Raw genomic sequence first — 24,354 nt, forward strand, 5'->3', positions numbered from 1 at the left:
TCAGAACAGGTTGGGATTTTCGCGCAGGAGGTTTTGCAGCTCCTGGTCGAGCTTGATGAGGATGTCGGCGTCCAGCTTGGCGTTGATCTGCAGCGGCTCGCTGAATTTGATGTTCACCGTCGGCGTGCACGCGGCGACGCTGATAGCGGCGAGGCCGAGCAGGCCGATCTGACGCTTGCTGATCATGGGGCCGGTCTCCGAAGGCGGCGGTTAAGGTCGAGACGATCTAACGCCGTCGCGGGTGAATGGGTTCTGAACAAAGCGGGACCGTATCTCAAGGCTCGATTTTGGGCGTTTCGCCGCGCCGCGCATATTCCATCAGGTCCGAGACGATCTGATTGGCGTTCCAGGTCGTGTCCAGCGTCAGGTCGATCGGCGTGTCGGACGGCAGGGGCAGCTTCTTCTTGAGGAAGTCGCGGCGGATCACCTCGATCCAGCTCAGGCGCAGTTGCTGGCGCTCGGGCGGATCGTGACGCCCGTGGATATGGAAGCGAACCCCCAGGCGCCCGTTGTCCAGGCTGTTGACCTCGGCGCTCAGGTCGCTGATCGCCAGGTCCTGCATGGCCTGATAGGCAAGGTCCTGCATGGTGTTGGGCGGGAGCGGGGCCTGACCGTCAACGGCGGCCTCGCCGGCGGCCAGTTCATCGAAAACTTCGGGCTGGATCGACAGGCGACCGGGCCGCACCGCGTTCAGGACGCCGCCGCTGATGCGCCAGCCCAGGTCGGGGGCGTAGGTGAAGGGAAGGCGGCCCGACACCACGGAGTCCAGTTGCGCCTTGTCCTGCAGGTTGGCGCTCTTCATCAGTTCGTTCAGTTGAACCTGATCGACCACGATGACCCCGCCCCAGGCCTCGCCCGGCGTTAGCGGCACATTGAAGGGCTCGATGCTGATGCGGCCGCCCGCCGCCTGAATCTGACCGCCCGCCAGGTTGAGGAATTTCTCGTCCAGAGCGAAGCGCAGTTCCAGATCGGTCAGCGGCGTCACCGCTTCCAGGCGATCCACCGTCAGCACCTGATCGGGGGCGGTGATCAGCGGCGTCAGGCTGGTGAATTCGATGCGGCCCTTCAGCCCCTGCACCTTGCCCGCCGGGCTGGTGAAGTCGAGTTCGGGAATGGTCACGACGCCCGAACTGGTCGCGGTTGTCGGCGACCAGTCGATGCGGCCTTCGAAGCCTGCCGAACCTTCGACCGGCGATTTCAGGTAGTCGGCGGCCAGGGGGCTGAGGTCATCCGGCTGCAAGCCGTACTGGCTGAAGGCCAGGTTGGGTGCGCTGATGGTTACGCCGCCCGCTTCGGCCTTGCCGTCATGGCGCAGGTCGATGCGGCCGATGGCGTATTCCAGGCGGGCGAGGTCGAAGCCGCCGCTCCACACATCATTGGCCAGCCGGGCCTCGCCCACCGCCGTCAACGGCAGGAAGCGCAGCGGGGCGGTGGTGTCGGCGACCTGGGCGCGCGTCACGCTGGCCGTCATCGACAGACCGGCCGGCTTGCCGTCCACTACGAGGCGACCCTGGGCGTCGGAGAAGCGCATGGCCAGGAAGGGGGCGGTGGCGCTGACATCGGCCAGGGTTCCTAGCGCCCGCCACGCTCCGTTCGCCACCGTGATCAGCGGACCATCGGCGGAACAGAAGCGACCGTTGATGTCGGTCACGTCGTTCTCGCCCAGTTCCAGCTTTTCGACGCTGAGGGGGATGCAGTCGCTCGACGTATAGGTCAGTCGTCCGCCGCTGGACGCCAGCTCGCCCTTGGTCGACAGGGCGATGTTGCGCGCCGGGCCGAAGTCCAGCGCCGCCCGACCGTCCAGCACGGCGCGGAAGCCGCCGGGCGTCAGACTCCACGACGGCACGGCGATCGACGCCTCGGGCAGGCCGCCGCCCCGCTGCGCGGTGATGTTCAGGGCCCCGCCGCCCGACTGGCCCGCTTCGGCGGCGAACAGAGGCGTCCGGGCGGGGGTGAGCGTCAGCAGCCCGCCATTGGTCGGCCGAGCGGTGATCGGGCGGGTCAGGGTCAACTCGGTGCCGGCGCTGCCGGCGGCCAGTCTTACGCCGGGAGCGTCGAGGGCGAAGGCGCCCAGCGCCCGCTTCAGCTCAGCCATCTCGGGCAGATCATCCCTGGTCGGTGCGCCCAGGCCGGGCCATGAGGCGCGGCCGGACGAAAGCGCGCCGGTCGCTGTCATTTGGGTGACGCCGTCACGCACCAGGTCCAGATCCAGCCGCCCGCGGGCCTGGGCCAGGCTGAGATCGCCCGAGACCAGTCGTTCCGCGCTCAGGGCCAGCGGCCCCTGCACTTCAAAGGCCGCGTCCCGTCCTCCTGCGGTCAGGCCGTTGGACGACAGAACGGCCTGGGTCAGTCGGGTTCCTGCCGCCGAGCCGTTGTCCATCCGGAGGGCGGCGGGCGAGGCGACGCGCCACTCCAGCCCGCGCTCGCCGCGTTTCACCATGACGTCGGCCCGGTTCAAGACGAGGTCGGCGCCGCGCACGTCCATGCCTTCGCCCGCCAGGCTGTGCGCCCTGATCCGCGACTGGCCCTTGCCGATGATCTGGAAGGCTTCGATCCAGCCCTGGGTCTGACCGTCGAAATCCAGAGCCGCCTCGGCCTTGCGCCCTTCGATCCCGCCGGCGTTCAAGGCGTCGGCGGTCAGGTGGGCGGCGATGACGGCCCGGCCGTCGCCGCGACGCTTCTTCAGGTCGGGATAGGGCAGGTCGCCGGTCAGAGTCAGTTTGGCGGCGGTCCCGCCTGCGCCCGTTGCGTTGAAGCTGTCGGCGGCGGCCTCGACCTTCAGCGCCACGCGATCGCCGGTGGTGGTCAGATCGACGACGGCGTTCAGGCCGCGCGCTTGCGTGTCGCCGCTCTTCAAGGAGGCTGCGGGCAGGCGGGCGTTTAGCCGCATCAGCTTGCTGTCGTCGATGCGGGCGTCGGCCAGGAACTGCACCGGGCCATATTCGGTGTCGATGCGGGCGCGGCCGCCCTCGACGATGATCAGGGGCGCGCGACTGTCAGGCCGAGGCGGCTTGGCCGTGAACTCTTCCACCAGAGGGTCCAGCGAGCCGAGCGACAGCTTGCCGTCCTTCCAACTGGCGCGCGCCAGCGGACGGACCAGGCGGATGCGGCTGGGCGTCACGCCCAGACCGGCCTTCGACCAGGGCATGCCCAGGGCATAGTCGACTTCGACCCGCTCGACCTTGAAATCGGGATTGCGCGGATCGCCGATGCTGATCGTGCCGACGAAGCCGTCGATCTCCAGTTGCTCGACCTCGACCTTGGCGTCGATGCCCTTGCGGTCCAGCCAGCCGACCAGAAGCTCGCGGGCGGCGGCGCGTCGATTCAGATAGAGGGCGGCGGCCAGCACGACCAGCAACAGCAGGCCGATCAGCAGCACAATCAGCGCTGTCCGGGCGACAGACCGCTCGGCGCGGCGGGGCTTTGGGGCGGGGGTCTCGTCGGTCAAGGCGCTCGGCGGTCCGTCGGCGAAAGGAGGCGTAACAACGCCACAGATCGTGCTGCAAAGACAGGCGTTGCTGTTTGAACACTGATGCGTGGCGCGGCAGTCACTGTTCAGTCAAGCAAGGCCAGAAAAGGGCGGTTGTCCGCCGATGATTCAGGAAAAGCGGTGGAATACTTGACGTTCATCCGGCCAAGTTAACCAATTGTAACCTGCGCGCTTCCCAAGATGAGACGGACGGGCTATATCGCTCGCTTCGCGTTTTCGGGGCTGCCGGGGCGCGATCCATGATTCGAATGGTTTGGCGCCAGTACGGCGTCGTCGATTGCCGGGGACCGATGGCTCAGTTCGATCCGCGCCGCCAGCCTATGCGGCTTGCGCCGCATCTCCTGACGACCGCTGCCGCTGTGGCTATCGCCCTTGTGGCGGGCCAAGCCTATGAACCCGTGCGCGCCGAGGAAGTTCCGGCGCTGACGTCGGAACAGATCGCCTATCTCGAGACCCAGGCCTACGCCGCCGCCGGCGCGCCGGCCGGTTTGACGGCCCCTGAGGCCATCCCGGTCCAGATTCGTCGCGGTGAAACCTTCGAGCAGGCCGTGCGTCGCACGGGCATCGGCGCCGAAGAAGCCAGCGCCGTCGCCGCGACCATCGCCAGCGCCTTTGACCTCAAGGACATGCGCGCCGGTCTGAAGTTCGAGACCGCCGTCTCCAAGCCGCGTGGCGGCCGGGGCGACGCCCGTCTGATTGGCCTGACCATGCGCACCGGCCCGGCCAGCCAATTGACCGTGTCGCGCAGCTTCGACGGCGCCTTGCGCCTGCGTGCGCTTGACGAAAAGGTCACGCACGAAACCGTCGTCGCCAATGACAAGGTCCAGCGCTCGCTCTCGGCCAGCGCTCGCGAACTGGGCGCCACCTCGGCAGTCGTCCGCCGCGCCAGCCAGCTGTTTGCGCACAAGTTCGATATGCAGCGCGACGTGCGCGCCTCGGACGAGTTCACCCTGGTCTTCGATCGCTCGGTGACCGAGGCCGGCCGCACCGTAGAGACCGGCGACCTTCTCTACGCCGAGCTCAAAGGGCACGCCTTCTACCGCTATCAGCGCCCCGGCGCGAAGACGGCGGAATATTTCGACGCCACCGGCAAGAACACGCGCACCGCCATGATGCGCACGCCGCTGACCAGCTTCCGCCGCGTCAGCTCGAACTTCGGCGTCCGCACCCACCCCATCTCGGGCTATCGCAAGATGCACCAGGGCATGGACTTCGCCGCCACCACCGGCACGCCCGTCGTGGCGCCCGCCGACGGTGTGGTGGTCGAGGCCCGTCGCTGGGGCGGCTATGGCAACTGGCTGCGCATCCGTCACGCCAACGGTCTGGAAAGCGGCTACGGCCACCTGTCGCGTTACGGTTCGGGCATTCGCGCCGGTCAACGCGTGTCTCAGGGACAGGTCGTGGCCTATGTCGGCTCGACCGGCGCCTCGACCGGTCCGCACCTGCACTATGAAATCTGGCGCAACGGCCAACGGATCAATCCGTCCGGCATCAAGACGCAGGAAGGCACGGTTCTGGCCGGGGCCGATCTGGCCGCCTTCCGTGCCGAAAAGAGCCGTATCGACCGCATCATCGCCGCCGGCGGCCAGCGTCGCCCGGTGGTGCAACAGGCTTCGGCCTCGGGCCTGCGCTCCGTCGAAGGCTGATGGCCCAAGACTGACGGATGGGGCCTTGGCCCCTGCCTTTATCCCACCAGCACCGGCGTTCGGCCCTGGGTCGGACACTGGACGCCGTGTACGCGCACGTCGGCCTCGCCCAGTTTCAGGCCCAACAGGTCGAGCAGGGGCTGAATCACGCTGTCTAGAACCGGCCCCAGCGGGGTCAGCAAGAGTCCCAGTGACTTGACCAGGTCGCCCAGGCCCAGGCCCAGCGTGGCGATCTCGACGTCCGGCTCCAGGTTCTGGATCAGGCTGACGATCACGCCGCAGGACACCGCCCGGCACGTCGGACGTGTTGTTCTTGCGAAGACGCTTTAGCTCGACGTCCTTGCGTCCGAACGCCCGGAGAAGGGCGTATGGGAATTCGTCCGCGTCAAATGGCTGGCGGGCGAGTTCCGATACGGCTTCAGCAATTTCTACGGCGTTCAATTCGATTCTCGAGCTTTTGGCACAACCCACGCTAAACCGTCTCGGAACGTCACCTTCGTCCGATGGCTCAGCCGGCTGCCCCCCCCCCACGGTGTTACGCTAATCGCGGCGATCTAGGAACGTGGTCGCGCCGGCATAGGCGAATGTTCTTGGATGTCCGATTTTTGGACGAACGTTAATGTCCGTTCCTGGCGCGAGGCGGAAGGGTCGGAGTCCGGCGCCTTAGGCTGACGCGTGCAGCTGCTCGATCTGCTCTAGCTCGCCTCGCCCCTCGATTGCGGCCTTTGACAGGTCGTGCGTGGTCTGGAGGTTGATCCAGTACTGGGGCGACGTGCCGAAGACCTTGGCCAGGCGCAGCGCCGTATCGGCCGTGACCGACTGCTTCTCACGTACCAGACGCTCGATACGGGCTCGGTCCTTCAGGCCCATGGCCTTGGCGAGAGCGCCGGCGCTGAGACCGTAGGCGGGTAGGTAGTCTTCCCGCAGGTGTTCGCCAGGGTGCGGCGCCGGCGCCGCGAAGTTGGCGAAGTCATGCATCCCCATCGGCGAACTTCTCTCTTCCTGGTCCGATCCCGGACCGCTCCACCAAGTCCCCGCTCAGTGGTAATCTACGAACTCCACATCCTCCGGACCTTGATCGGTCCATCGGAAGCAGATGCGGAACTGGTCGTTCACACTGATCGACCACTGCCCCGCCCGGTCTTCGTGCAGGCGGTGCAGGCGGTTCCCCGGCGGATGTTTGAGATCATCGAGCCGCGTCGCCGCATCCAGCTGGAAAAGACTGCGCCGCACCCGCTTGAAGAGGTCAGCCGGAAAACCTTTGGGGCAGTTGCCCTCAAAGACCTCCTTGGCCTGTTTGCCCTTCCAGCTGAGGATCACGACGGTAGCCTTCCATGCGCAGCCTGTAGCGCATTACGCTACATAAATCAAGCTGTTTGTAGCGCGATTCGCTACATATTGAAGGGCTCGGCTTGGCCGGATTTTGGAGTCAGGCTTTCAGTCGGACGCCGGGCCCGCCAGTTGAATCAGCCGGAATGAAGATCACCCCCGAGGCTTCAAGGCACCTCTGCACCTTGTCCAATGTGCGGGACTGCATGTCCCCTCGCCCGGATTCAAAACGTTGGATCGTGGAGGGGGCGACGTCCGCCGCCTCGGCGAGTTCTCTCACTCCCAACCCCACGGCGGTTCTGGCCAGCTTGACCTGCAGAGGCGTAATAGTCGGCACAATGTGCTCCTATGTGAGTACACCGTGTTGACTTTGTCGGGTCGGTGTGATCATCTTCGCGCACCTTGTGCCGAAACGCCAGTGGACACAGTCCGACTGGTACCTCTTCGCCGCCTCGGAGGAGTCGCGCGTGCCTGATCACCAGCACATGTCGTTCCGACTGCGGAAGCGGAGGCGATGCGCTCCGGACCATCGCCTGACTATCGCCTTCGCCCATAACGCGCGCGCTTTCCATGCGATGGCCTGGACCGATGATGACCGTGTCGGCATCCGATCAGCCTACCACTCAGCCATCGCCATCGAACTCGGCCTCAAAGCCTACCTGCTCCATCGCGGGCTCTCCGATGATTGGAACCGCGCCTACCTGGGTCACGATCTGACCAAGGCGCTGCGGTGCGTCCGGATGCTGGGGTTTCAAGGCATCTCAGACGGCATCGCCGAACTCGCTGCTGTGCTCGGACCGCTCTACGCCTCCGGCGCCCTGCGCTCCGGTATGTGCAATCCGGAACTGCCGCTACCGCCCGACGCTATCGATCAAGCCATCTGCGACCTTCTCAGCGCCGTGGAAGCCGCTGTCGGGGTGGAGAGCGAGACGACCTCGTGAGGCTCTGGCCATCACGGCTGTGGCGGCGTGGGCGGGAGACCTCCGAAGATCGCCAGCGCCGGGTACTCGTCCGAGCGATCCGCCGACTGCCGGGCGACTGCCGCGACGTCTTCCTCCTCCATCGCTTCGCCGAACTCACCCTTGAGCAGATCGCCGAGCATCTGGGTATCGACCAGCAGGCGGTCGAGGCGCGCCTGGCGGAGGCGCTCGTTCGCTTGGGCCGAGCCGTCGATGAGGCGGGCGGTTGCGAGCCTTCTGAACGCAAATGAGGGTCTAGGGCAGGATAGGCTTTGCGCCAGCATTGTCTGACAAGCTTGGCCTTATCGACCCTCATTCTTGGAGTGGGGAGCAGCGCCGTCCGCCCGCTTCAACGCCGCTTCGCGCCCTGCGGGCTGCGGCTGGCGCCGCAGGCGTTGACCCGGTCGGCCTCCGCCGCTGAGGGCTTGGCGTGGATCGATGAATCGATCCGCTTTGCGAGAAAGCGTCGGCCAGAGATTTGCGAGGGAGAGGTTACGAATATGCGCGTCGTACTTGAGCGAACAGCTTGGCGGGCATGTATGTCCAGCCGTCATCAGAACCGGAGGCGCACCGGCGCCGGACTCCGCCAGCGCAGCGAGTCGAGATACAATCGGCCGTCCGCATCACCGACACCTGGCCCGATGATCTCCCAATCACCCCGGCCGAGCTTCTGGCGGTGGAGGCGTGGCTTGGCGAGGTGCTCGACGAGGTTCTGGGCCCGCGCCTCTGAAAGGAGCGGGACATGAGCGATAAGACCAGTACCCCGGGCGTTCAGACCCGAGCCGCCCTCTATCTCAGGGTTTCGACCGGTCGGCAGGCCGTCAACGATCTCTCGATCCCCGACCAGCGCCGCCAGCTGGAGGCCTACTGCGAAACCAAGGGGTGGGAGGCGACGGCAGAGTACGTTGAGCCGGGCAACACCGCCACCGACGATCGTCGCCCGTCCTTCCAGTCGATGATCGAGGCCGCGTTGACCAAGCCGCCCGCGTTCGACGTGATCGTCGTGCACAGCTTCTCGCGGTTCTTCCGCGATCAGTTCCAGTTCGAGTTCTACGTCCGGAAGCTGGCGAAGAACGGGGTGCGGTTGGTCTCCATCACCCAGGAGCTGGGCGACGACCCCATGAGCGTGATGATGCGCCAGATCATGACGCTCTTCGACGAGTACCAATCCCGCGAGAACGCCAAGCACACCCTGCGGGCCATGAAGGAGAACGCCCGCCAAGGCTTCTGGAATGGCGCCCGCCCGCCCATCGGTTACCGCATCGTCGCAGCCGAGCAGCGCGGGTCCAAGATCAAGAAGGCGCTGGAGATCGACCCGCTTCAGGCCGAGACGGTCCGCACCATCTATCGCTGGGCGCTGACCGGTGACGGCTCTCAAGGACCGATGGGGCTGAAAACCATCGCCACGCGGCTGAACGAGCAGAACATCCGGACCCGCGACGGCGGACGCTGGGGCGTGGGCGCCGTGCATCAGATTCTGACGCGCTCCACCTACATGGGCGAGCACCGGTTCAACACCCGCGATCACCAGACGCGGACTCCGAAGCCGGAATCTGAACACGCCATCATGGCCGTGCCGCCTATCGTCTCCAGAGCCGACTACGAGGCCGTGCGGGCGCGCCTTTCGTCCCGGAACCCCAAATGGATGGCTCCGCAGGCCTCCAGCGGCCCGAACCTTCTCACGGGCATCTGCTTCTGTGGATTCTGCGGCGGCGCGATGACGCTGAGGACCGGGAAGGGACAAGCGGGCGGCCAGTATCGCTATTACGCGTGTTCAACGAAGGCCCGGCAGGGCGAAACGGCTTGCCAGGGCCTCGCCGTTCCCATGCACAAGCTGGATGACGCCATCATCGACCACCTGGAAACCCGGCTGCTCGATCCGGACCGTCTCGCCGCGCTGATGGAACAGTTGCTGGATCGGCGGGAAGAATGGGCCGACCAGAGGCGCGGTCACATCGCCGAGATGCGCAAGCGGGCCACGGAGGCCGAGGCCAAGCTCAATCGGCTCTATGAGGCCATCGAGAACGGGTTGCTGGCTCCAGATGACGCCTCGCTGAAAGATCGCGTCGCCGAACTTTCCGGCGTTCGCGATCAGGCTCGGGCTGACGCCGAGCGGATCAGTGCATCAGTCGAGCGGTTGGCGCCGACGATCACACCCGACGCCCTGACGCGATTCGCCACCGCCGCGCGACGAAAGCTGAGGGATCGCACCAGCGGCTATCGGCGGGATCACCTGCGCGCTCTCACGCAGCGGGTCGAGGTCATCAGCAAGACTGAGGCGCGCATCATCGGCTCGCGAACCGCGCTTCTACGGGCCTTAGCGTCTGGCGATGGTGGGAGTTACGCCGCCGCTGGCGGAGTTCTCGGTTTTAAACCGAAGTGGCGCACCCGACAGGATTCGAACCTGTGACCTCTGCCTTCGGAGGGCAGCACTCTATCCAGCTGAGCTACGGGTGCGTCTGCGGCTCTAAAGCCGGACGGCGGTGCTTACAGCATGGGCCGGGCGGCCTCAATCCCTGAATCTCGACGGGACGCCTTCTTGGGCGCGGCTTGGCTCAAGAGCTGCGAAGGCCTAGCCTCGCGGTCGGAGAGAGGGAGTTTCCATGCGCGTTTCCAACATCGCGGCCCTGACGGCCGCCGCCCTTCTGGCCGCCTGCGCCGCCACGCCGAAACCGGCGACGGACAGCCTGGACGCTGTGGCGCGCGACTATGTCGCCCTGACGCTGGAAATCGGCGAGCGCGAGCCGGGCTATGTCGACGCCTATTACGGCCCAGCCGAATGGGCCGAGACGGCCAAGGCCCAACCGCGCGCCCTGCCCCAGTTGGCCGAGGGCGCGACCGCCCTAACCCGGCGACTGGACGCCCTGCCGACCGCTGGTCTGGACGCCGAAAGCCTGCAACGCCGCGCCTATCTGTCGGCCCATGTTTCGGCGGCCTCGGCGCGTCTGCGGATGCTGGGCGGCGAGAAGATGAGCTTCGCCGACGAGGCCGAGGCCCTGTTCGGCGTGCGGCCGGAACTGCGTCCGCTGTCGTCCTATGATCCCGTGCTGGCGCGCATCGACGCCCTGATCCCCGGCGAGGGGCCGCTGGCCGACCGGGTGGCGGCGTTTCGCGCCCGCTACGTCATTCCCAAGGATAAGCTGGAGCCGGTGATGCGGGCCGCGATTGCCGAGTGCAAGGCGCGCACCGAGCGGCACATGCCCCTGCCCGCCAACGAGACCTTCACGCTGGAGTTCGTCAACAACAAGCCGTGGTCGGGCTACAACTGGTACAAGGGCTCCGCCTTCAGCCTGATCCAGGTCAACACCGACCTGCCCATCTATATCGACCGCGCCGTCGATCTGGGCTGTCACGAGGGCTATCCCGGCCACCACGTCTATAACGCCCTGCTGGAACAGACCTTTGTGGAACAAAAGGGCTGGGTCGAGATGAGCGTCTATCCCCTGTTCAGCCCTATGTCCTTTATCGCCGAGGGCAGCGCCAACTACGGCATCGACCTGGCCTTCCCCGGCCATGAGCGCACCGATTTCGAGAAGCGGGTCCTCTATCCGCTGGCCGGGCTGGACCCGGCGACCGCCGAGGCGCAGACGCAGCTTCTGGCGCTGACGCGCGAACTGGGGCGGGCCGAGTACACCGTGGCCGACGCCTATCTGGCCGGGCGCATCGACCGCGAAACGGCGCTGGACCAATTGCAGAAATATAGTCTGGTGGCGCGCGACCGGGCGAACCAGCGGCTGAGCTTCATCGAGACCTACCGCAGCTACGTGATCAACTACGGTCTGGGCCGCGACATGGTGCAGGCCTGGGTCGAGGGTCAGGGGCCGGATCATTGGGCCACCACCGAGCGGCTGCTGGCCAGCCAGACGCTTCCGGTCGATCTGGACTAGGGACCGAAGCAACCCCCTTCGGTCGATTGCGTTTACCGCCAAGGTTCAACGCAAGAAGGGGGACATCCCATGCGCATCCGTATCCTGACGATCGCCGCCGCTTCGGTCCTGGCGCTCGGCGCCGCCGCCTGCACCCAGGCCGAGCAGAACAAGGCCGAGGCCAATGCCGAAGCCGCCGGCGACAAGGCGGCCGACGTCGCCGCCCAGACCGGCGAGGTGGTCGAGTCCGGCGCCATGAAGGCGGCTCAGGCCGTCGAGGATGGCGCCGGCAAGGTCGCCGACAAGCTGGAAGACAATCAGGCCCAGGCCGCCGCCGAAGGCCGCCCCGGCGCTGTCGATCCGACCACGGACACTCGGGTCCCCGCCAAGAACTGATGGGGCAGCGGCCCTTCTCCCGCCAGAGAAGGGCCGACCGTCAGGTCAGCTTGTTCGCCTTCCTCAGGCCGGGGAAGACCTTGGCCCAGATGCCGGTGGCGGCCAGGGCGCCGACGCCGCCGAACACCGCCGCCCCGACCGGCCCCAGCAGCCGCACCATGACGCCCGAATAGGCCTCGCCCAGCTCGTTCGAGGCGCCGATGAACAGCATGGACACCGACGACACCCGCCCGCGCATGTGATCGGGCGTGGCCAGTTGGATCAGGGTCTGGCGGATGTTGACGCTGATCATGTCCGCCCCGCCGCCGATGAAGAGGGCCAGGGCGCTGAGCCAGACCCAGTGCGACAGGCCGAACGTCAGGGTGGACAGGCCGAACACCGCCACCGCCGCAAACATCCAGCGACCGCCATGCTTCACGATGGGGAAGCGGCTCAGATAAAGCGCCACCAGCAGCGCCCCGACCCCGAACGAGGCCCGCAGCAGGCCAAAGCCCTGCGGTCCGACGTGCAGAATGTCGCGCGCAAAGATCGGCGTCAGCAGGGCCACGCCCGCCAGCAGCACCACGACCAGATCCAGCGAGATGGCGCCGAGTACGATCTTGGTCTTCCAGACGTAGGATAGCCCCTCCTTGACCAGTTCCAGCGGGCCGACGCCGGTCTCGACGAACTGCGGCTTGCCCTTGGTGCGGATCAGCAGGAAGCAGGCGATGGCCACGAAGAACAGCGCCATGGCCGAGGCATAGGCCCAGGGGACCGCAAAGCCGACGATGACGCCACCGAGGGCTGGCCCCGCAATAGCTCCGGTCTGGAAGGCGATGGACTGGGCAGCGATGGCGGGCGGCAGGGCCTTGCGCCCCACCACCATGGGCAGGAAGGCCTGGCTGGCCGGGGCGAGGAAGGCGCGGGCCGCGCCGAAGACGGCGGCCACGGCCAGCAGCCCCCACAGCGGCGGCGATCCATGTAGCGCCATGGCCAGGAAGGCCAAGGCGCACAGGCTCTCGACCACGATCGACAGGGTCACCGTGTGCTTGCGGTCGCGCCGGTCGGCCATGGCCCCGGCGGGCAGGGTGAAGGCCAGCAGCGGCAGGAACTGGCACAGGCCCACCAGCCCCAGATAGAGGCTGGCCTCGGCGATCGGATGGTCGCGCCGAGCGATCTCATAGACCTGCCACAACAGGGCCGAGGACTGGATCTGGATGCCCAGAACCGCCGCCACGCGTCCGACCCACAACAGGCGAAAATCGCGAATGGCCCACGGGCTGGACGGGCCGCCGTCATGAGACTCGGGCGGCAAGGGCGGTTGGGGCGGAACCGTCGGGGCGGTGTCGATACTGTCTGTGGTCACGTTCTTCGGGGCGTCTTCGGATAGGGGGTTCCGTCGCGATGGAAGTAGCGATCGGCGCCCTTGGGAAGGATCATGTCGATGTCGGGGTAGTCGCAGGCGTCCTCGGTCGGGCGGCGCGAACCGACCTCCAGAAGCACCGCCTCTCGCTCGCTGCGGTTCTCGATCTTGTGGCCGTTCGGCACGCCCGCCTTGAAACCGGCGCAGTCGCCCGCGACCAGCCGCGTCTCGCCGTCGTCCTCAATCAGGACCACCTCGCCCTCGACCACCCAGACGAACTCGTCCTCGGCGCTGTGCCAGTGACGCTGGCTGGACCAGGCCCCGGCGGGTAGACGCAACAGATTGACCCCAAACTGGTCCAGGCTGACCGCATCGCCCAGCCGCCAGCGGCGGCGCGCCTTGCACGGCGCGGCGAAATCCTCGGGATAGCCGGTGCCATGCCCGGTCGGCGCTTGCTCGATGTCGATCTTGGGCACGGTTTTCGGGCCTTCTCGCGGGTGCGGGATATGCCTAAAGCATAGAGCCCATGAGCGCCGCATCACATTCCGTCATTGATCCTGTCGAACTGACCCGCGACCTGATCCGCATTCCCTCCGTCACCCCCGCCGACGAGGGGGCGATGGACGTGCTGGAGCGCGCCCTGACCGGCCTCGGCTTCACCTGCCGCCGCATGGTGTTCGAGGGGCCGACCGGGGTCGGCCACGACGCCCGCATCGAGAACCTCTACGCCCGGCGCGGCACGGCCTCGCCCAACCTCTGCTTTGCGGGCCACACCGACGTGGTGCCGACCGGCGACGTCGCCGCCTGGACTGCCGCACCCTTTGAGGGCGAGACCCGCGACGGCATCCTCTATGGACGCGGCGCCGTGGACATGAAGGGCGGCATCGCCGCCTGGGTCGCCGCCGTCTCGCGCATCCTTTCCGAAGGCGACGTGCCCGGCTCCCTCTCCTTCCTGATCACCGGCGACGAGGAAGGCCCGGCCCTGCACGGCACCAAGCGGGTGGTCGAGGCCCTGGCCGCCGAGGGCGAGGTCATCGACGCCTGCGTGGTCGGTGAGCCGTCCTCGGCCCACCACCTCGGCGACATGATCAAGGTCGGACGGCGCGGTTCGCTGAACACCTGGATCACCGTCCACGGCAAACAGGGCCACGTCGCCTATCCCGACCGCGCCGCCAATCCTGCGCCGGTCGTGGCGAAATTGCTGGCCCGTCTGGACGCCCACGTGCTGGACGACGGCTACCCGGAGTTCCCGCCCTCGAACCTGGAAATCACCACCATCGACGTGGGCAACCCGGCGACCAACATCATCCCGGCCGAGGCGAAGGCGCGGCTCAACATCCGCTTCAACCCGACCCATACCGGCGACGGCCTGATCGACTGGCTGAACCGCGAGGCGGGTCTGGTCCAGGCCGAGACCGGCCTGCGCATCGAGCTGGAGCACATGTGCTCGGGCGAGGCCTTCCTGACCGAACCCGGCGTCTTCGTCACGGCGGTTCAGGACGCGGTCGAGGCGACGCTGGGCCGCCGCCCCGAAGCCTCGACCACCGGCGGCACCTCGGACGCCCGCTTCATCCGCTCGCTGTGCCCGGTGCTGGAGCTGGGTCTGGTCGGCCAGACCATGCACCAGATCGACGAGCGCGTGCCCGAGGCCGAACTGCGCGCCCTGACCGACGCCTACCAGGCCGTCATCGCCACAGTGTTCGAGCGGCTGGAAACTTAAATTCGACGGGCCATGTCACATGCGGGCGACCTGTCTCGTCATGGGGGCGACGCGCAATCAGGCGCCGAGGAGAAATGACATGACCCCGCGCATCGCCACCAGCCCCTTCAAGGCCGCCCCCGACGCCTATCAGGCCATGATCAAGCTGGAGCAGACCATCGGCGCCAGCGGTCTGGAGCACAGCCTGCTGGAGCTGCTGAAGACCCGCGTCTCGCAGATCAACGGCTGCGCCTTCTGCCTGCATATGCACACGGCCGACGCCCGCAAGGCCGGCGAGAGCGAGGTGCGGCTGCATCTGCTGGCCGCCTGGCGCGAGTCCTCGCTCTACACCCCGCGCGAGCGCGCCGCCCTGAGCTGGGCCGAGGCCCTGACCCGGATCGAACAGACCCAGGCCCCGGACGCCGACTATGAAGCCCTGAAGGCCGAGTTCAGCGAGAGCGAACAGGTCAACCTGACCTTCGCCATCAGGGCGATCAATGTGTGGAACCGGCTGGCGGTCGGCTTCCGTCTAGCCCATCCGGCGGAACCGGCGCGTGTCGCGGCCTGACTCCGCCACCGACGTCTTCGAGGCGCACCGGCCCCGGCTGGCGCGCCTCGCCTGCCGCATGCTGGGCTCTCTGGCCGAGGCCGAGGACGTGGTGCAGGAGGCCTGGCTCCGGTGGAGCCGGGTCGATCCCGCCGAGATCCGCGAGCCCGCCGCCTGGCTGACGCGGACCACGACGCGGCTGGCGCTGGACCTGCTGAAATCGGCCCGCGCCCGACGCGAGACCTATGTCGGATCGTGGCTGCCCGAACCCCTGATCACCGGCCCGGAGGCGGACGCCGAGACCTTCGCCGACGACCTGACCCTGTCGCTGATGACGGCCATGGAGCGTCTGTCGCCGCTGGAGCGCGCCGCCTTCCTGCTGCACGACGTGTTCGAGGTCGGCTTCGACGAGGTGGCGGCGACGCTGGAGCGCGATCCGGCCTCGGTACGACAGTTGGCCAGCCGCGCCCGCCGCCATGTGCAGGAGGCGCGCCCCCGCTACGCCGTCGCACCCGAGGAGGGCGAACGGATCGCCCGCGCCTTCTTTGACGCCTCGCGCTCCGGCGATCTGACGGCCCTGGGCGCGCTTCTGGCCGAAGGCGCGACCCTGAGAGCCGACGGCGGCGGCAAGGTGATCGCCTTCCACAACCCGATCCACGGCGCCCGCAAGCTGCTGCGCCTGTTCGCCGGACTGAACCGCAAATATGGCGCGGAGGCCTATGAGATGATCCGGCCCATGTGGATCGACGGCCTGCCCGGCTATGTCAGCCTGGAACGCGGTCGGGTGTTGCAGACGACGGCCCTGGCCATCGAGGACGGGCGCATCGTCGACATCTTCATCACCCGCAACCCGGACAAGCTGGCGCGCGTCGCCGCCCTGCTGGACCTGTCCGGCCGCGAGGCGGCGAACTAGGCTTCGCCCGCCGCTTCCAGACGGGCGATACGGCGGTCCATGTCGGCGACCTGATCCTTGAGCCGCTGGGCCTCCGACTTCATGTCGACAGGCGTGCCGTCGTCGTAGGTGATCTGCGCCCCCTTCTCGATCAGGTCGAGGCGGTAGAGGGCGGTGACGCGGGTCGCCTTGAACCGCTCCAGTTCGCTGGCCTTGTCGAGCGCCATCAGAGCGCCGCCACGACGATGATCTCGACCAGATAGTCGGGCGAGGCCAGCTTGCCTTCGCTGGTGGCGCGGGCGGGCGGATTGGCCTGATCGACCCAGGCGTCCCAGACGGCGTTCATGGCGCCGAAGTCGGCGATGTCGGCCAGCCAGATGGTGGCCATCAGGATCTTGGACTTGTCGGTGCCGGCCTCGGCCAACAGGGCGTCGATCTCGGCCAGGGTGGTCTTGGTCTGGGCCGTGACGTCGTCGCCCGGCTCGCCGACCTGACCAGCCAGATAGACGGTGTTGCCATGGATGACAGCCTCGCTCATGCGGGCGCCGGGCTGGATGCGGGTGATCATGGGGAGGCCTCCTGAAATCGGACCTCCGGCTTACCCCAGCAGCAGGTCCATCGCCAGCAGGGCGGCGAGGAAGACCGCCGCAAAGGAGATGCAGAAGAAGACCGCGTCGCGCACACGACTGCGCGCGGGACGCAGCGGCGCGGCGGACGGCAGATTGATCGGCAGGCGCGACATCGGCGGACCTCTCGTCAGGAATGGCGAGGATGCGCCCGCATGCTTACCCCTTGATAAACAGAAACAATCAGTTTTCAGGCCGTTCCAGGAAGCGCAGGGCGCTGAAGACGTGAGCCTTCACGCCCAACGGCAGGACCTTCTCGTTCACGTCGAACTGCGGCGAGTGATTGGGGGCCGCGGTCGCCGGATCGACGCCGTCCGGACTGCCGCCCAGGTGATAGAAGACGCCGGGAACCGCGCGCTGGAAATAGCTGAAGTCCTCGGCCACCGTCGTCGGGGGCGTGACCGGGTTGACCTTGCCCGACCCCGCCGCCTCTTCCAGCACCGGCGCCAGCCAGGCGGACAGGGCCTCGTCGTTGAAGACCAGGGCCGCGTTCTGCTTCACGGCGAAGTCGGCGGTGGCGCCATAGGCCGCGGCCACGTTGTCGATGGCCGCCTCGGCGCGAGCGACCAGAGCATCGCGCTGGGCCACGTCAAAGGTGCGCAGGGTGCCGCTGAGGCGCGCCTCGTCAGGGATGATGTTGTAGCGCACGCCCGCCTCCATCGTGGCGATGGTGAAGACGGTCGGCGTCGTCGTCGGATCGATGGTGCGCGCTGTCAGGGTGTTAACCGTCTGGACGACATTGGCGGCGGCGGCGATCACGTCGACCCCCTTCCACGGCCAGGCCCCGTGCGTCTGCTTGCCATGCAGGACGATGTCGACCCGGTCCGAGGCCGCCATAAAGCCCTGCGGCCGATAGAAGATGGTTCCGGGAACGCCGGGCACGACGTGCAGGCCGAAGATGGCCTCGGGCGCCGGGTCCTTCAGCGCACCTTCCTCTATCATCAGGGCGGCGCCGCCCAGGCGCTCGCCCGGCGGCGCCCCCTCCTCCGCCGGCTGGAAGATGAAGACGACGGTTCCGCTGATCTGATCCTTCATCCCCGCCAGGACCTCGGCGGCGCCCATCAGCATGGCGACGTGGGCGTCGTGGCCGCAGGCGTGGGCCACCGGCACCGTCTCGCCCATATAGGTCCCGGTCGCGGTCGAGGCGAAGGCCAGCCCCGTCGCCTCCTTGACCGGCAGGGCGTCCATGTCGGCCCTCAGCGCCACCGTGCGGCCGGGACGTGCGCCGCGCAGGACGCCGACCACCCCGGTCTTGCCGACCCCGGTGCGGACCTCCAGCCCCAGGGCGCGCAGATGATCGGCCACCACGCCCGCCGTGCGCGTCTCGGCGAAGCCCAGTTCGGGGTGCTGATGCAGGTCGCGACGCCAGGCCACGACCTCGGGCATGACCCGGTCCACGGCGGTCTGGACGCGGGCCGAAGGGACCTGGGCGACGGCGGCGCCCGCCCCCGACAGGACCGCGGCAGCGGCGGCGGCGACGATCAGGCGACGGCGAATGGTCATGGCGGGCTCCCCTTTGTGAAGTTCATGTTGCGCGAGCGAACGCCGCTTGTGCAAGCCGTCGCGAACACCGATCTTCAACCGCATGAGCAAGACGCCCAAGCCCTTCAAGGTGTCCAAGACCCGCTGGAACGAGGTGGTTCTGGTATGCCGCAAATGCTCCAAGAAGCTGGACGGCGGCTTCGGACCCGATGGCGACAAGACCTTGAAGAAGGCCCTGCGACGCTATCTGCACGCGGGCAAGGGCCGCAAGGCCGACCTGGCCGTGGTCGGCGCCGACTGCTTCGACGTCTGCCCCAAGAACGCCGTGGTGGCGGTCAACGCCCGCCGCCCCGAGGAACTGCTGATCGTGCCCGCCGGGGCCGACCTGTTCGAGGTCAAGGCGCGCCTGGGTCTGGACGATGGCCGGCGCCTCAAGCCGCCCTTGCCGAGCACGGCGCCGATCGAGACGACTTCCTAAAGTCGAAAAGCCGTGTCAGAGGCAGATCATGGACACGACCCGTATCGAGAAGCGTATCGGCGTGCATGCGCCGTCGGACCGCATCTGGGAGATCCTGTCGGATCTCGAGAACTGGCACACTTGGAACCCCTATGAGACCGGGGTGACGGGCGCCCTGGCCTTTGGCGCGGGCATCAGCCTGACCGAGGCCCTGCCCGGCATGGCTGAACGCCAGGTCCAGGCTCGCCTCGGCGACTGGCAGCCCTATTCGCAGTTGGTCTGGGCCGAAAAGCGCGGCTTCATGTTCAACGCCATCCGCTACTACGAGATCGAGGAGCTGGAGCGGGGCAACTGCATCGTCTCCAACGGCGTCATCTTCTCGGGTCTGCGCGGCGAGCTGTTCCACGACAAGCACCGCAAGGCCATTCGCAGCGCCTATGAAGACATCGCCGAGGCCCTGAGGCGCGCGTCCGAGGGCTGATCAGCCCATGCCCGCGCCGCCCTTCATCATGTCCATGATGTTGATGATGGCCGGGCCCAGGATGACCACGAACAGCACCGGCAGGAAGAAGATGATCATCGGCACGGTCAGCTTGGCCGGCAGCGCCGCCGCCTTCTTCTCGGCCGCCGACAGACGCAGGTCGCGGTTCTCCTTGGCCATGATCCGCAGGGCGGAGCCCAAGGGCGTGCCATAGGTCTCGGCCTGGGTCATGGCCGTGGCCACCGACTTGATGCCGGGGTGATTGGTGCGCTTGGCCATGCCCTCGTAGGCCATGCGGCGCTCGGGCAGATAGGACAGCTCGGCCGACAGCAGGCTGAGTTCCTCGGCCAGTTCGATCGACTGACTGCCGACCTCCTGGCTGACCTTCTGGATCGCCGCCTCGATCGACATGCCCGATTCAACGCAGATCAGCAGCAGATCCAGCGAGTCGGGAAAGGCCGCCACGATCGACTGGCGACGTGAAGCAATCCGGTTCGAAAGATAGACGTTGGGCGCATAGAAGCCCGCCGCCGCCGCGAACACCAGGGCGCACAGCTTCAGCGTCAGGTTCATGCCCAGATCATTGACCAGGAACAGATAGAGCGCCGTCAGCACCATGAAGAGGAAGGGCGTGGCGAAGCGGAAGAAGTAGAAGGTGGTCAGGGGCTTGGGCCCGCGGAACCCGGCCTGGGCCATGTTCTCGACGACCTTGGGGTCTTCCAGCAGCTTGATCAGGTTCAAGCGGTCGACGACGCGCTTCTTGAAGCCTTCGTCCGAGTGACGCAGGGTAGCCGTCGTCGATCCGACGCCGCCGCCCTTCATCGCCTGGCGCGAACGGCGCTTCAGTTCGTCGCGACGTTCGGCGACGGCCTTCATCCGCTTGTCCAGCCGCTCGCCGCCCATGAAGGAGTTGAGCAGGGTCAGGACGCTGGCGAAGACAGCCACGCCCACGCCGATGCTCAGCAGGTTCTGCGGATCGGTGATGAAATGCATGAAGCCGTTCATGGCACCCTCCTCAGAACTTGAACGAGATCATGCGCTTCATCGTGAAGATGCCGCAGGCCATCCAGACCGCGCACCCCAGAAGCATGACCTGACCCCGGATGTCCGTGAACAGCAGCAGCATGTAGGCGGGGGCGGCGATCATCACGAGGATCATGACCACCGGCGGCAGGGAGCCGATGATGCCGGCCGAGGCGATGGCTTCGGACGACATGGCCTTGATCTTCTCGCTCATCATCCGCCGAGCGCGCAGGACGGCGGTCAGGTTGCCCAGGGCCTCGGCAAGGTTGCCGCCGCTCTTCTGCTGGATGGCGATGACAATGGCGAAGAATTTGAGTTCGGGAACGGGCATCCGCTCGAACATCTTGTCCAGGGCCTGGGACAGGGTCAGGCCGACCCCCAGACCTTCGACCAATCGCTGGAACTCGGGGCCGAGCGGCTCGGGGCTTTCGCGGGCGATGATCTTGAAGCAGTCGTGGACCGGCAGACCCGTCTTGATGCCGCGCACCAGGATGTCGACGGCGTCGGGGAAGGCCAGCGAGAAGTTCTTCATCCGCTTCTTGCCCTTCATGCTCACGACCCAGCGCGGCAGGCCCAGACCCATGGCCACGCCTATGCCCAGAGCCAGGACCGGATTCAGGCCGACGACGAAGGCGACGAGCGTGCTGATCAGACCCAGGACCACGCTGATGATGATGAAGGTCCGCAGACTCATCGACAGATTGGCCTGCTTGAGCTTGGCGCTCATGGTCATGCGGGCCTTGCGGTCGCGGCGGTCGACCTCCTGCAGTTGCTGCAGGATCTGCTTGCGCCGCGTCTCAGGCGTATTGGCCGGCGCGGCGCGCTTGCTGGCCGTATCGGCCCGCGCTGCGCCGATGGTCTTGGCGCGTTTCACCGCCTGGCTCGAACCGTCGTCGCCGCTGACCAGAACCCAGCCCACGCCGCCGATCATGATGAAGGCCAGGAAGGCCGCGAGAATGGGAAGCATCAGGCCCTACTCCGCCGCGTCCAGGGCTTCGGCCAGCTCGCGCTCGAGGCCGTAGTAGCGGGCGCGGTCCCAGAAGCGGGGACGGGCGATGCCGGTCGAACGGTGACGGCCGGTGATCTTGCCGTGGGCGTCCTCGCCGGTGATCTCATAGACGAACAGGTCCTGGGTCACGATGACGTCGCCTTCCAGACCCACGACCTCGGTGATGTGGGTGATGCGGCGCGAGCCGTCGCGCAGACGCGCGGCCTGGATGATGACGTCGATCGAGCCGACGATCATCTCGCGGATGGTCTTGGACGGCAGACCATAGCCGCCCATGGTGATCATCGACTCCATCCGGCTGATGGCCTCGCGCGGGGAGTTGGCGTGCAGCGTGCCCATCGAGCCGTCGTGGCCGGTGTTCATCGCCTGCAACAGGTCAAAGGCCTCAGGCCCCCGGACCTCGCCGACGATGATGCGTTCGGGGCGCATCCGCAGACAGTTCTTGACCAGGTCACGCATGGTGATCTGGCCCTGGCCTTCCAGGTTCGGCGGGCGGGTTTCCAGACGCACCACGTGCGGCTGCTGCAGTTGCAGCTCGGCGGCGTCTTCGCAGGTGATGACGCGCTCGGTCGGGTCGATGAAGGCCGTCAGGGTGTTCAGCAGGGTCGTCTTGCCCGAGCCCGTACCGCCCGAGATGACCAGGTTGCATCGCGCCGCGCCGATGACGCCCAGGACGCGCGCGCCTTCGGGACTGATGGAGGCGTACTCCACCAGGTTCTTCATCGTCAGCTTGTCTTTCTTGAACTTACGAATGGTCAGCGTCGGACCGTCGATAGCCAGCGGCGGGGCGATGACGTTGACGCGCGAACCGTCGGGCAGACGGGCGTCGCAGATGGGGCTGCTCTCATCGACGCGGCGGCCGACCTGAGACACGATCCGCTGGCAGATGTTCATCAGCTGGGTGTTGTCGCGGAAGCGGACATTGGTCAGCTGCACCTTGCCCGCGACTTCGATGAAGACGCGTCCGGCGCCGTTGACCATGATGTCGGCGATGTCGTCGCGGCCCAGCAGCGGCTCCAGCGGGCCATAGCCGAGGACGTCGTTGACGATGTCCTGAACCAGGTGCTCCTGTTCAGCTACCGACATGGAGACGTTCTTGATCGCCACCAGTTCGGCGACGATGTCGCGAATTTCCTCGGACGCCGCCTTCTGATCCAGCTGAGCCAGCTGGGACAGGTCGATGGTGTTCATCAAGGCGTTGAAGATGGTCGTCTTCGTCGCGTGATAATAGTCGGACTGCTCACGGACGATCTCGGCGACCGCCTGGGCCTTCTTCAGCTGTTCGAGACCCGCCGTGGCGCGCGGTCCCTTGACCGGCCCGCCGGGCGTCGGCGCGGCGGCCTCGGGCCGGGGGCGAGCGGCCAGGGCGTCCAGCCGGTCCACGCTCTCTGAGATCGGAGCGGCCGTCCCTTCCAACTCCTCAAGGGAGAAGGCGTCGACGGGTTCAAGCACACGCGTCTCGACCGCCGGGGCCGGCGCCGGAGCGGGTCGCGGAGCGACCGCGACGCCGGGTTGAGCTGTGCGCTTGCCGAACATGACCTCAGCGCTTCTTGCTGAACAGGGAGGCCAGGATCGAGCCCCCCTTCTTGGCCGGCGCACCCGTCGGCGCCGCCGGCTTGCCCTTCATGAGGGCGGTCGGCAGCTCGCGACGCGACACAATCTGGGCCAGGGTCTCGAAGGCTTCCGCCGCCTTGGTCTTGGCGCCCGCGTCCACGATCATCTGACCATTGTTGGCGGCCGATCCGAACACCTTGGCGTCAAAGGGAATGATCAGACTGGGGTGGATGCCCAGGGCGGCGCCGAAGTCCTTGGCCGGGATCTCGGGACGGCCCGGCACCCCGACCTGGTTCAGCACCAGACGCGGCGGGGCGTCATTGGGACGGCCCTGCTTGATCAGGTCGATCATGTTCTTGGCGTTGCGAAGGCTGGCCAGATCCGGCGTCGCGACGATCACCACCTCGTCGGCCGAGATCAGCGTCTTGCGCATCCAGCCCGACCACAGGTGCGGCAGGTCCAGAACCACGAAGGGCGCCGTCGAGCGAATGCGGCTGGTCACCTCCTCGAAGGCGTCCGGCTGGATGTCCCAGTCGGCGTCCAGGGTCGCGGGTGCGGCGAACAGGCTCAGCTTGTCGGTGCAGCGGACCATCATCCGGTCCAGCAGGGTCGCGTCCAGGCGATCCGGCTGGTTCAGGGCGTCAGCCACGCCGCCCAGGGGATCCTGGTTGAAATCCAGACCGGCGGTGCCGAACGGCAGATCATAGTCGACGATGACGGTGTTGACGCCGATCCGCTCGCTCATCGCGTAGGCGGTGTTGTGGGCCACTGCCGAGGCTCCGGCCCCGCCGCGCGCGCCGACGAAGGCGATGGAGCGACCAACGAAGGGCTGGGCCGGGTCGGCGAACAGGCCGCCAATGGCCGAGATCAACTGCAGGGGCTGAACCGGCGCGACCAGATACTCGCTGACGCCGCGCCGCATCAGCTCGCGGAACAACAGGATGTCGTTGGCGGCCCCGATGATGACCACCTTGGTCCCCGCATCACAGACCTCGGCCAGTTGGTCGATCTCGGCCAACAGGGTCTGGGCGTCCTTCATGCTCTCGACGACGATCAGGGGCGGCGTCGGTTCGGACTGATAGGCCTCGATGGCTGCGGCGACCCCGCCGATGCGGATCTGGGTCGTGGCCCGCGCCATGCGCCGATCCTGACCGGCCCGTTCGGCAGACGCCAGGGTGTCCTGACGTTCAGCAAAGACATGTACTGCGATGCGCGGGATCGACACCTCGACCGCGCCGCTCGACATCACAGGCAGGCCCGCAGGCTCGTAAGAGGTCAGCCCGACTGAAAGGACCTCGTCCGGGGCGACCGGTGACGCGGTCGGCAAGGAGGCCGACGCCACGGCGGCGGCGACCGCTGTCTCGGTTTCAGCGACCAGCTTCCCCACCGGGTTGTAGGCCTCGCCGATCACGGCCTCCGTCACAGCCGCTGTTCCCGGCATGGGGGCGAATGGCAGGGGCGGGCGCGAGGACGCAGCGGGATCGATGAACTCGTCGTCCATGTCGAACGTGTCCAGAGCGTCGAAATCCTGTGTGGCGAAAGGCTTGCTCATGTCC

At 67.1% G+C, this 24,354-nt stretch carries 28 protein-coding genes and 1 tRNA gene; 12 read left to right on the plus strand and 17 right to left on the minus strand.

Annotation, left to right across the window (positions count from 1 at the left end):
* The gene (locus ACR9FL_RS15610) at positions 1-186 is read right to left on the minus strand and encodes a YnbE family lipoprotein (RefSeq protein WP_436356274.1); all 186 of its coding nucleotides are present in this window, start codon (positions 184-186) and stop codon (positions 1-3) included.
* Positions 187-274: 88 nt separating this feature from the next.
* On the minus strand, positions 275-3,448 hold the full coding sequence (locus ACR9FL_RS15615) for an intermembrane phospholipid transport protein YdbH family protein (RefSeq protein ID WP_436356275.1): 3,174 nt from the start codon (positions 3,446-3,448) through the stop codon (positions 275-277).
* Positions 3,449-3,729: 281 nt separating this feature from the next.
* Between ACR9FL_RS15615 and ACR9FL_RS15620 the strand changes: the two genes are divergently transcribed.
* Positions 3,730-5,136: a M23 family metallopeptidase gene (locus ACR9FL_RS15620; RefSeq protein ID WP_233190243.1), complete on the plus strand. Its 1,407-nt coding sequence runs from the start codon at positions 3,730-3,732 to the stop codon at positions 5,134-5,136.
* 38 nt (positions 5,137-5,174) lie between these two features.
* On the opposite strand, the gene ACR9FL_RS15625 is transcribed toward ACR9FL_RS15620, so the two are convergent.
* The 4 genes from ACR9FL_RS15625 to ACR9FL_RS15640 all read right to left on the minus strand — a co-directional run bounded on the left by ACR9FL_RS15625 (position 5,175) and on the right by ACR9FL_RS15640 (position 6,802).
* A complete protein-coding gene (locus ACR9FL_RS15625; RefSeq protein WP_436356276.1) occupies positions 5,175-5,423 on the minus strand; it encodes a hypothetical protein in 249 nt (82 codons plus the stop codon).
* 376 nt (positions 5,424-5,799) lie between these two features.
* A complete protein-coding gene (locus ACR9FL_RS15630) occupies positions 5,800-6,120 on the minus strand; it encodes a HigA family addiction module antitoxin (protein WP_436356277.1) in 321 nt (106 codons plus the stop codon).
* A gap of 54 nt (positions 6,121-6,174) precedes the next feature.
* Positions 6,175-6,456 carry a type II toxin-antitoxin system RelE/ParE family toxin gene (locus tag ACR9FL_RS15635; protein WP_436356278.1) on the minus strand — a complete coding sequence of 94 codons (282 nt, stop codon included), beginning with the start codon at positions 6,454-6,456 and terminating at the stop codon, positions 6,175-6,177.
* Positions 6,457-6,565: 109 nt separating this feature from the next.
* On the minus strand, positions 6,566-6,802 hold the full coding sequence (locus tag ACR9FL_RS15640) for a helix-turn-helix domain-containing protein (RefSeq protein ID WP_313519643.1): 237 nt from the start codon (positions 6,800-6,802) through the stop codon (positions 6,566-6,568).
* Between the two features lie 130 nt (positions 6,803-6,932).
* Between ACR9FL_RS15640 and ACR9FL_RS15645 the strand changes: the two genes are divergently transcribed.
* The 4 genes from ACR9FL_RS15645 to ACR9FL_RS15660 all read left to right on the plus strand — a co-directional run bounded on the left by ACR9FL_RS15645 (position 6,933) and on the right by ACR9FL_RS15660 (position 9,834).
* On the plus strand, positions 6,933-7,406 hold the full coding sequence (locus ACR9FL_RS15645; RefSeq protein ID WP_436356279.1) for a hypothetical protein: 474 nt from the start codon (positions 6,933-6,935) through the stop codon (positions 7,404-7,406).
* Positions 7,403-7,675, plus strand: a complete 273-nt coding sequence (locus ACR9FL_RS15650) for an RNA polymerase sigma factor (RefSeq protein ID WP_436356280.1) — start codon at positions 7,403-7,405, stop codon at positions 7,673-7,675. Before ACR9FL_RS15645 ends, ACR9FL_RS15650 begins: the two co-directional genes overlap by 4 nt.
* 275 nt (positions 7,676-7,950) lie before the next feature.
* Entirely contained in the window at positions 7,951-8,154 is a 204-nt protein-coding gene (locus ACR9FL_RS15655) for a hypothetical protein (protein ID WP_436356281.1), read from the plus strand.
* Positions 8,155-8,166: 12 nt separating this feature from the next.
* Positions 8,167-9,834 (plus strand): recombinase family protein, encoded by a 1,668-nt coding sequence (locus ACR9FL_RS15660; RefSeq protein ID WP_436356282.1) that lies wholly within the window; start codon positions 8,167-8,169, stop codon positions 9,832-9,834.
* On the opposite strand, the gene ACR9FL_RS15665 is transcribed toward ACR9FL_RS15660, so the two are convergent.
* Positions 9,805-9,881, minus strand: a tRNA-Arg gene (locus tag ACR9FL_RS15665). The two genes, ACR9FL_RS15660 and ACR9FL_RS15665, sit on opposite strands and share 30 nt — an antisense overlap.
* 146 nt (positions 9,882-10,027) lie before the next feature.
* On the opposite strand from ACR9FL_RS15665, the gene ACR9FL_RS15670 reads away from it, so the two are divergent.
* Positions 10,028-11,311, plus strand: a complete 1,284-nt coding sequence (locus ACR9FL_RS15670; protein WP_436356283.1) for a hypothetical protein — start codon at positions 10,028-10,030, stop codon at positions 11,309-11,311.
* Between the two features lie 69 nt (positions 11,312-11,380).
* On the plus strand, positions 11,381-11,686 hold the full coding sequence (locus ACR9FL_RS15675) for a hypothetical protein (protein ID WP_436356284.1): 306 nt from the start codon (positions 11,381-11,383) through the stop codon (positions 11,684-11,686).
* 40 nt (positions 11,687-11,726) lie between these two features.
* On the opposite strand, the gene ACR9FL_RS15680 is transcribed toward ACR9FL_RS15675, so the two are convergent.
* Positions 11,727-12,980, minus strand: coding sequence for an MFS transporter (locus ACR9FL_RS15680; RefSeq protein ID WP_436358170.1), 1,254 nt, complete (start codon positions 12,978-12,980; stop codon positions 11,727-11,729).
* Positions 12,981-13,027: 47 nt separating this feature from the next.
* Positions 13,028-13,504: a cupin domain-containing protein gene (locus tag ACR9FL_RS15685; RefSeq protein WP_436356285.1), complete on the minus strand. Its 477-nt coding sequence runs from the start codon at positions 13,502-13,504 to the stop codon at positions 13,028-13,030.
* Between the two features lie 50 nt (positions 13,505-13,554).
* Here ACR9FL_RS15685 and dapE point away from each other — a divergent pair, with 50 nt between their 5' ends.
* The 3 genes from dapE to ACR9FL_RS15700 all read left to right on the plus strand — a co-directional run bounded on the left by dapE (position 13,555) and on the right by ACR9FL_RS15700 (position 16,187).
* A complete protein-coding gene (dapE, locus tag ACR9FL_RS15690) occupies positions 13,555-14,748 on the plus strand; it encodes a succinyl-diaminopimelate desuccinylase (RefSeq protein WP_436356286.1) in 1,194 nt (397 codons plus the stop codon).
* Between the two features lie 79 nt (positions 14,749-14,827).
* Positions 14,828-15,295, plus strand: coding sequence for a carboxymuconolactone decarboxylase family protein (locus tag ACR9FL_RS15695; protein ID WP_436356287.1), 468 nt, complete (start codon positions 14,828-14,830; stop codon positions 15,293-15,295).
* Complete coding sequence (locus ACR9FL_RS15700) at positions 15,282-16,187, plus strand: sigma-70 family RNA polymerase sigma factor (protein WP_436356288.1); 906 nt, start codon at positions 15,282-15,284, stop codon at positions 16,185-16,187. The genes ACR9FL_RS15695 and ACR9FL_RS15700 overlap by 14 nt, the downstream gene beginning before the upstream one ends.
* Here ACR9FL_RS15700 and ACR9FL_RS15705 read toward each other — a convergent pair.
* The 4 genes from ACR9FL_RS15705 to ACR9FL_RS15720 all read right to left on the minus strand — a co-directional run bounded on the left by ACR9FL_RS15705 (position 16,184) and on the right by ACR9FL_RS15720 (position 18,295).
* Complete coding sequence (locus ACR9FL_RS15705) at positions 16,184-16,393, minus strand: hypothetical protein (protein WP_436356289.1); 210 nt, start codon at positions 16,391-16,393, stop codon at positions 16,184-16,186. The two genes, ACR9FL_RS15700 and ACR9FL_RS15705, sit on opposite strands and share 4 nt — an antisense overlap.
* On the minus strand, positions 16,393-16,734 hold the full coding sequence (locus ACR9FL_RS15710) for a RidA family protein (RefSeq protein ID WP_436356290.1): 342 nt from the start codon (positions 16,732-16,734) through the stop codon (positions 16,393-16,395). Before ACR9FL_RS15710 ends, ACR9FL_RS15705 begins: the two co-directional genes overlap by 1 nt.
* Before the next feature lie 30 nt (positions 16,735-16,764).
* Positions 16,765-16,908, minus strand: a complete 144-nt coding sequence (locus ACR9FL_RS15715) for a hypothetical protein (RefSeq protein ID WP_436356291.1) — start codon at positions 16,906-16,908, stop codon at positions 16,765-16,767.
* A 67-nt stretch (positions 16,909-16,975) separates the two neighbouring features.
* Positions 16,976-18,295, minus strand: coding sequence for an amidohydrolase (locus ACR9FL_RS15720; protein ID WP_436356292.1), 1,320 nt, complete (start codon positions 18,293-18,295; stop codon positions 16,976-16,978).
* A gap of 82 nt (positions 18,296-18,377) precedes the next feature.
* Between ACR9FL_RS15720 and ACR9FL_RS15725 the strand changes: the two genes are divergently transcribed.
* Positions 18,378-18,752, plus strand: coding sequence for a hypothetical protein (locus ACR9FL_RS15725; RefSeq protein WP_296173615.1), 375 nt, complete (start codon positions 18,378-18,380; stop codon positions 18,750-18,752).
* Positions 18,753-18,780: 28 nt separating this feature from the next.
* Entirely contained in the window at positions 18,781-19,212 is a 432-nt protein-coding gene (locus ACR9FL_RS15730) for an SRPBCC domain-containing protein (RefSeq protein ID WP_296173617.1), read from the plus strand.
* Here the strand turns inward: ACR9FL_RS15730 and ACR9FL_RS15735 are convergent, their stop codons facing one another.
* From ACR9FL_RS15735 to ACR9FL_RS15750, 4 genes are read right to left on the minus strand one after another with little or no spacing between them, the layout of a single operon-like run.
* Positions 19,213-20,217 (minus strand): type II secretion system F family protein, encoded by a 1,005-nt coding sequence (locus ACR9FL_RS15735; RefSeq protein ID WP_296173620.1) that lies wholly within the window; start codon positions 20,215-20,217, stop codon positions 19,213-19,215.
* A 10-nt stretch (positions 20,218-20,227) separates the two neighbouring features.
* Positions 20,228-21,202, minus strand: a complete 975-nt coding sequence (locus tag ACR9FL_RS15740; RefSeq protein WP_436356293.1) for a type II secretion system F family protein — start codon at positions 21,200-21,202, stop codon at positions 20,228-20,230.
* Positions 21,203-21,208: 6 nt separating this feature from the next.
* Complete coding sequence (locus ACR9FL_RS15745; RefSeq protein WP_296173625.1) at positions 21,209-22,780, minus strand: CpaF family protein; 1,572 nt, start codon at positions 22,778-22,780, stop codon at positions 21,209-21,211.
* Positions 22,781-22,784: 4 nt separating this feature from the next.
* Positions 22,785-24,350, minus strand: coding sequence for an AAA family ATPase (locus ACR9FL_RS15750; RefSeq protein WP_436356294.1), 1,566 nt, complete (start codon positions 24,348-24,350; stop codon positions 22,785-22,787).
* Between the last annotated feature and the right edge of the window lie 4 nt (positions 24,351-24,354).

The organism is Brevundimonas sp. CEF1, from assembly GCF_051353055.1.
Taxonomy (GTDB): Bacteria; Pseudomonadota; Alphaproteobacteria; order Caulobacterales; family Caulobacteraceae; genus Brevundimonas.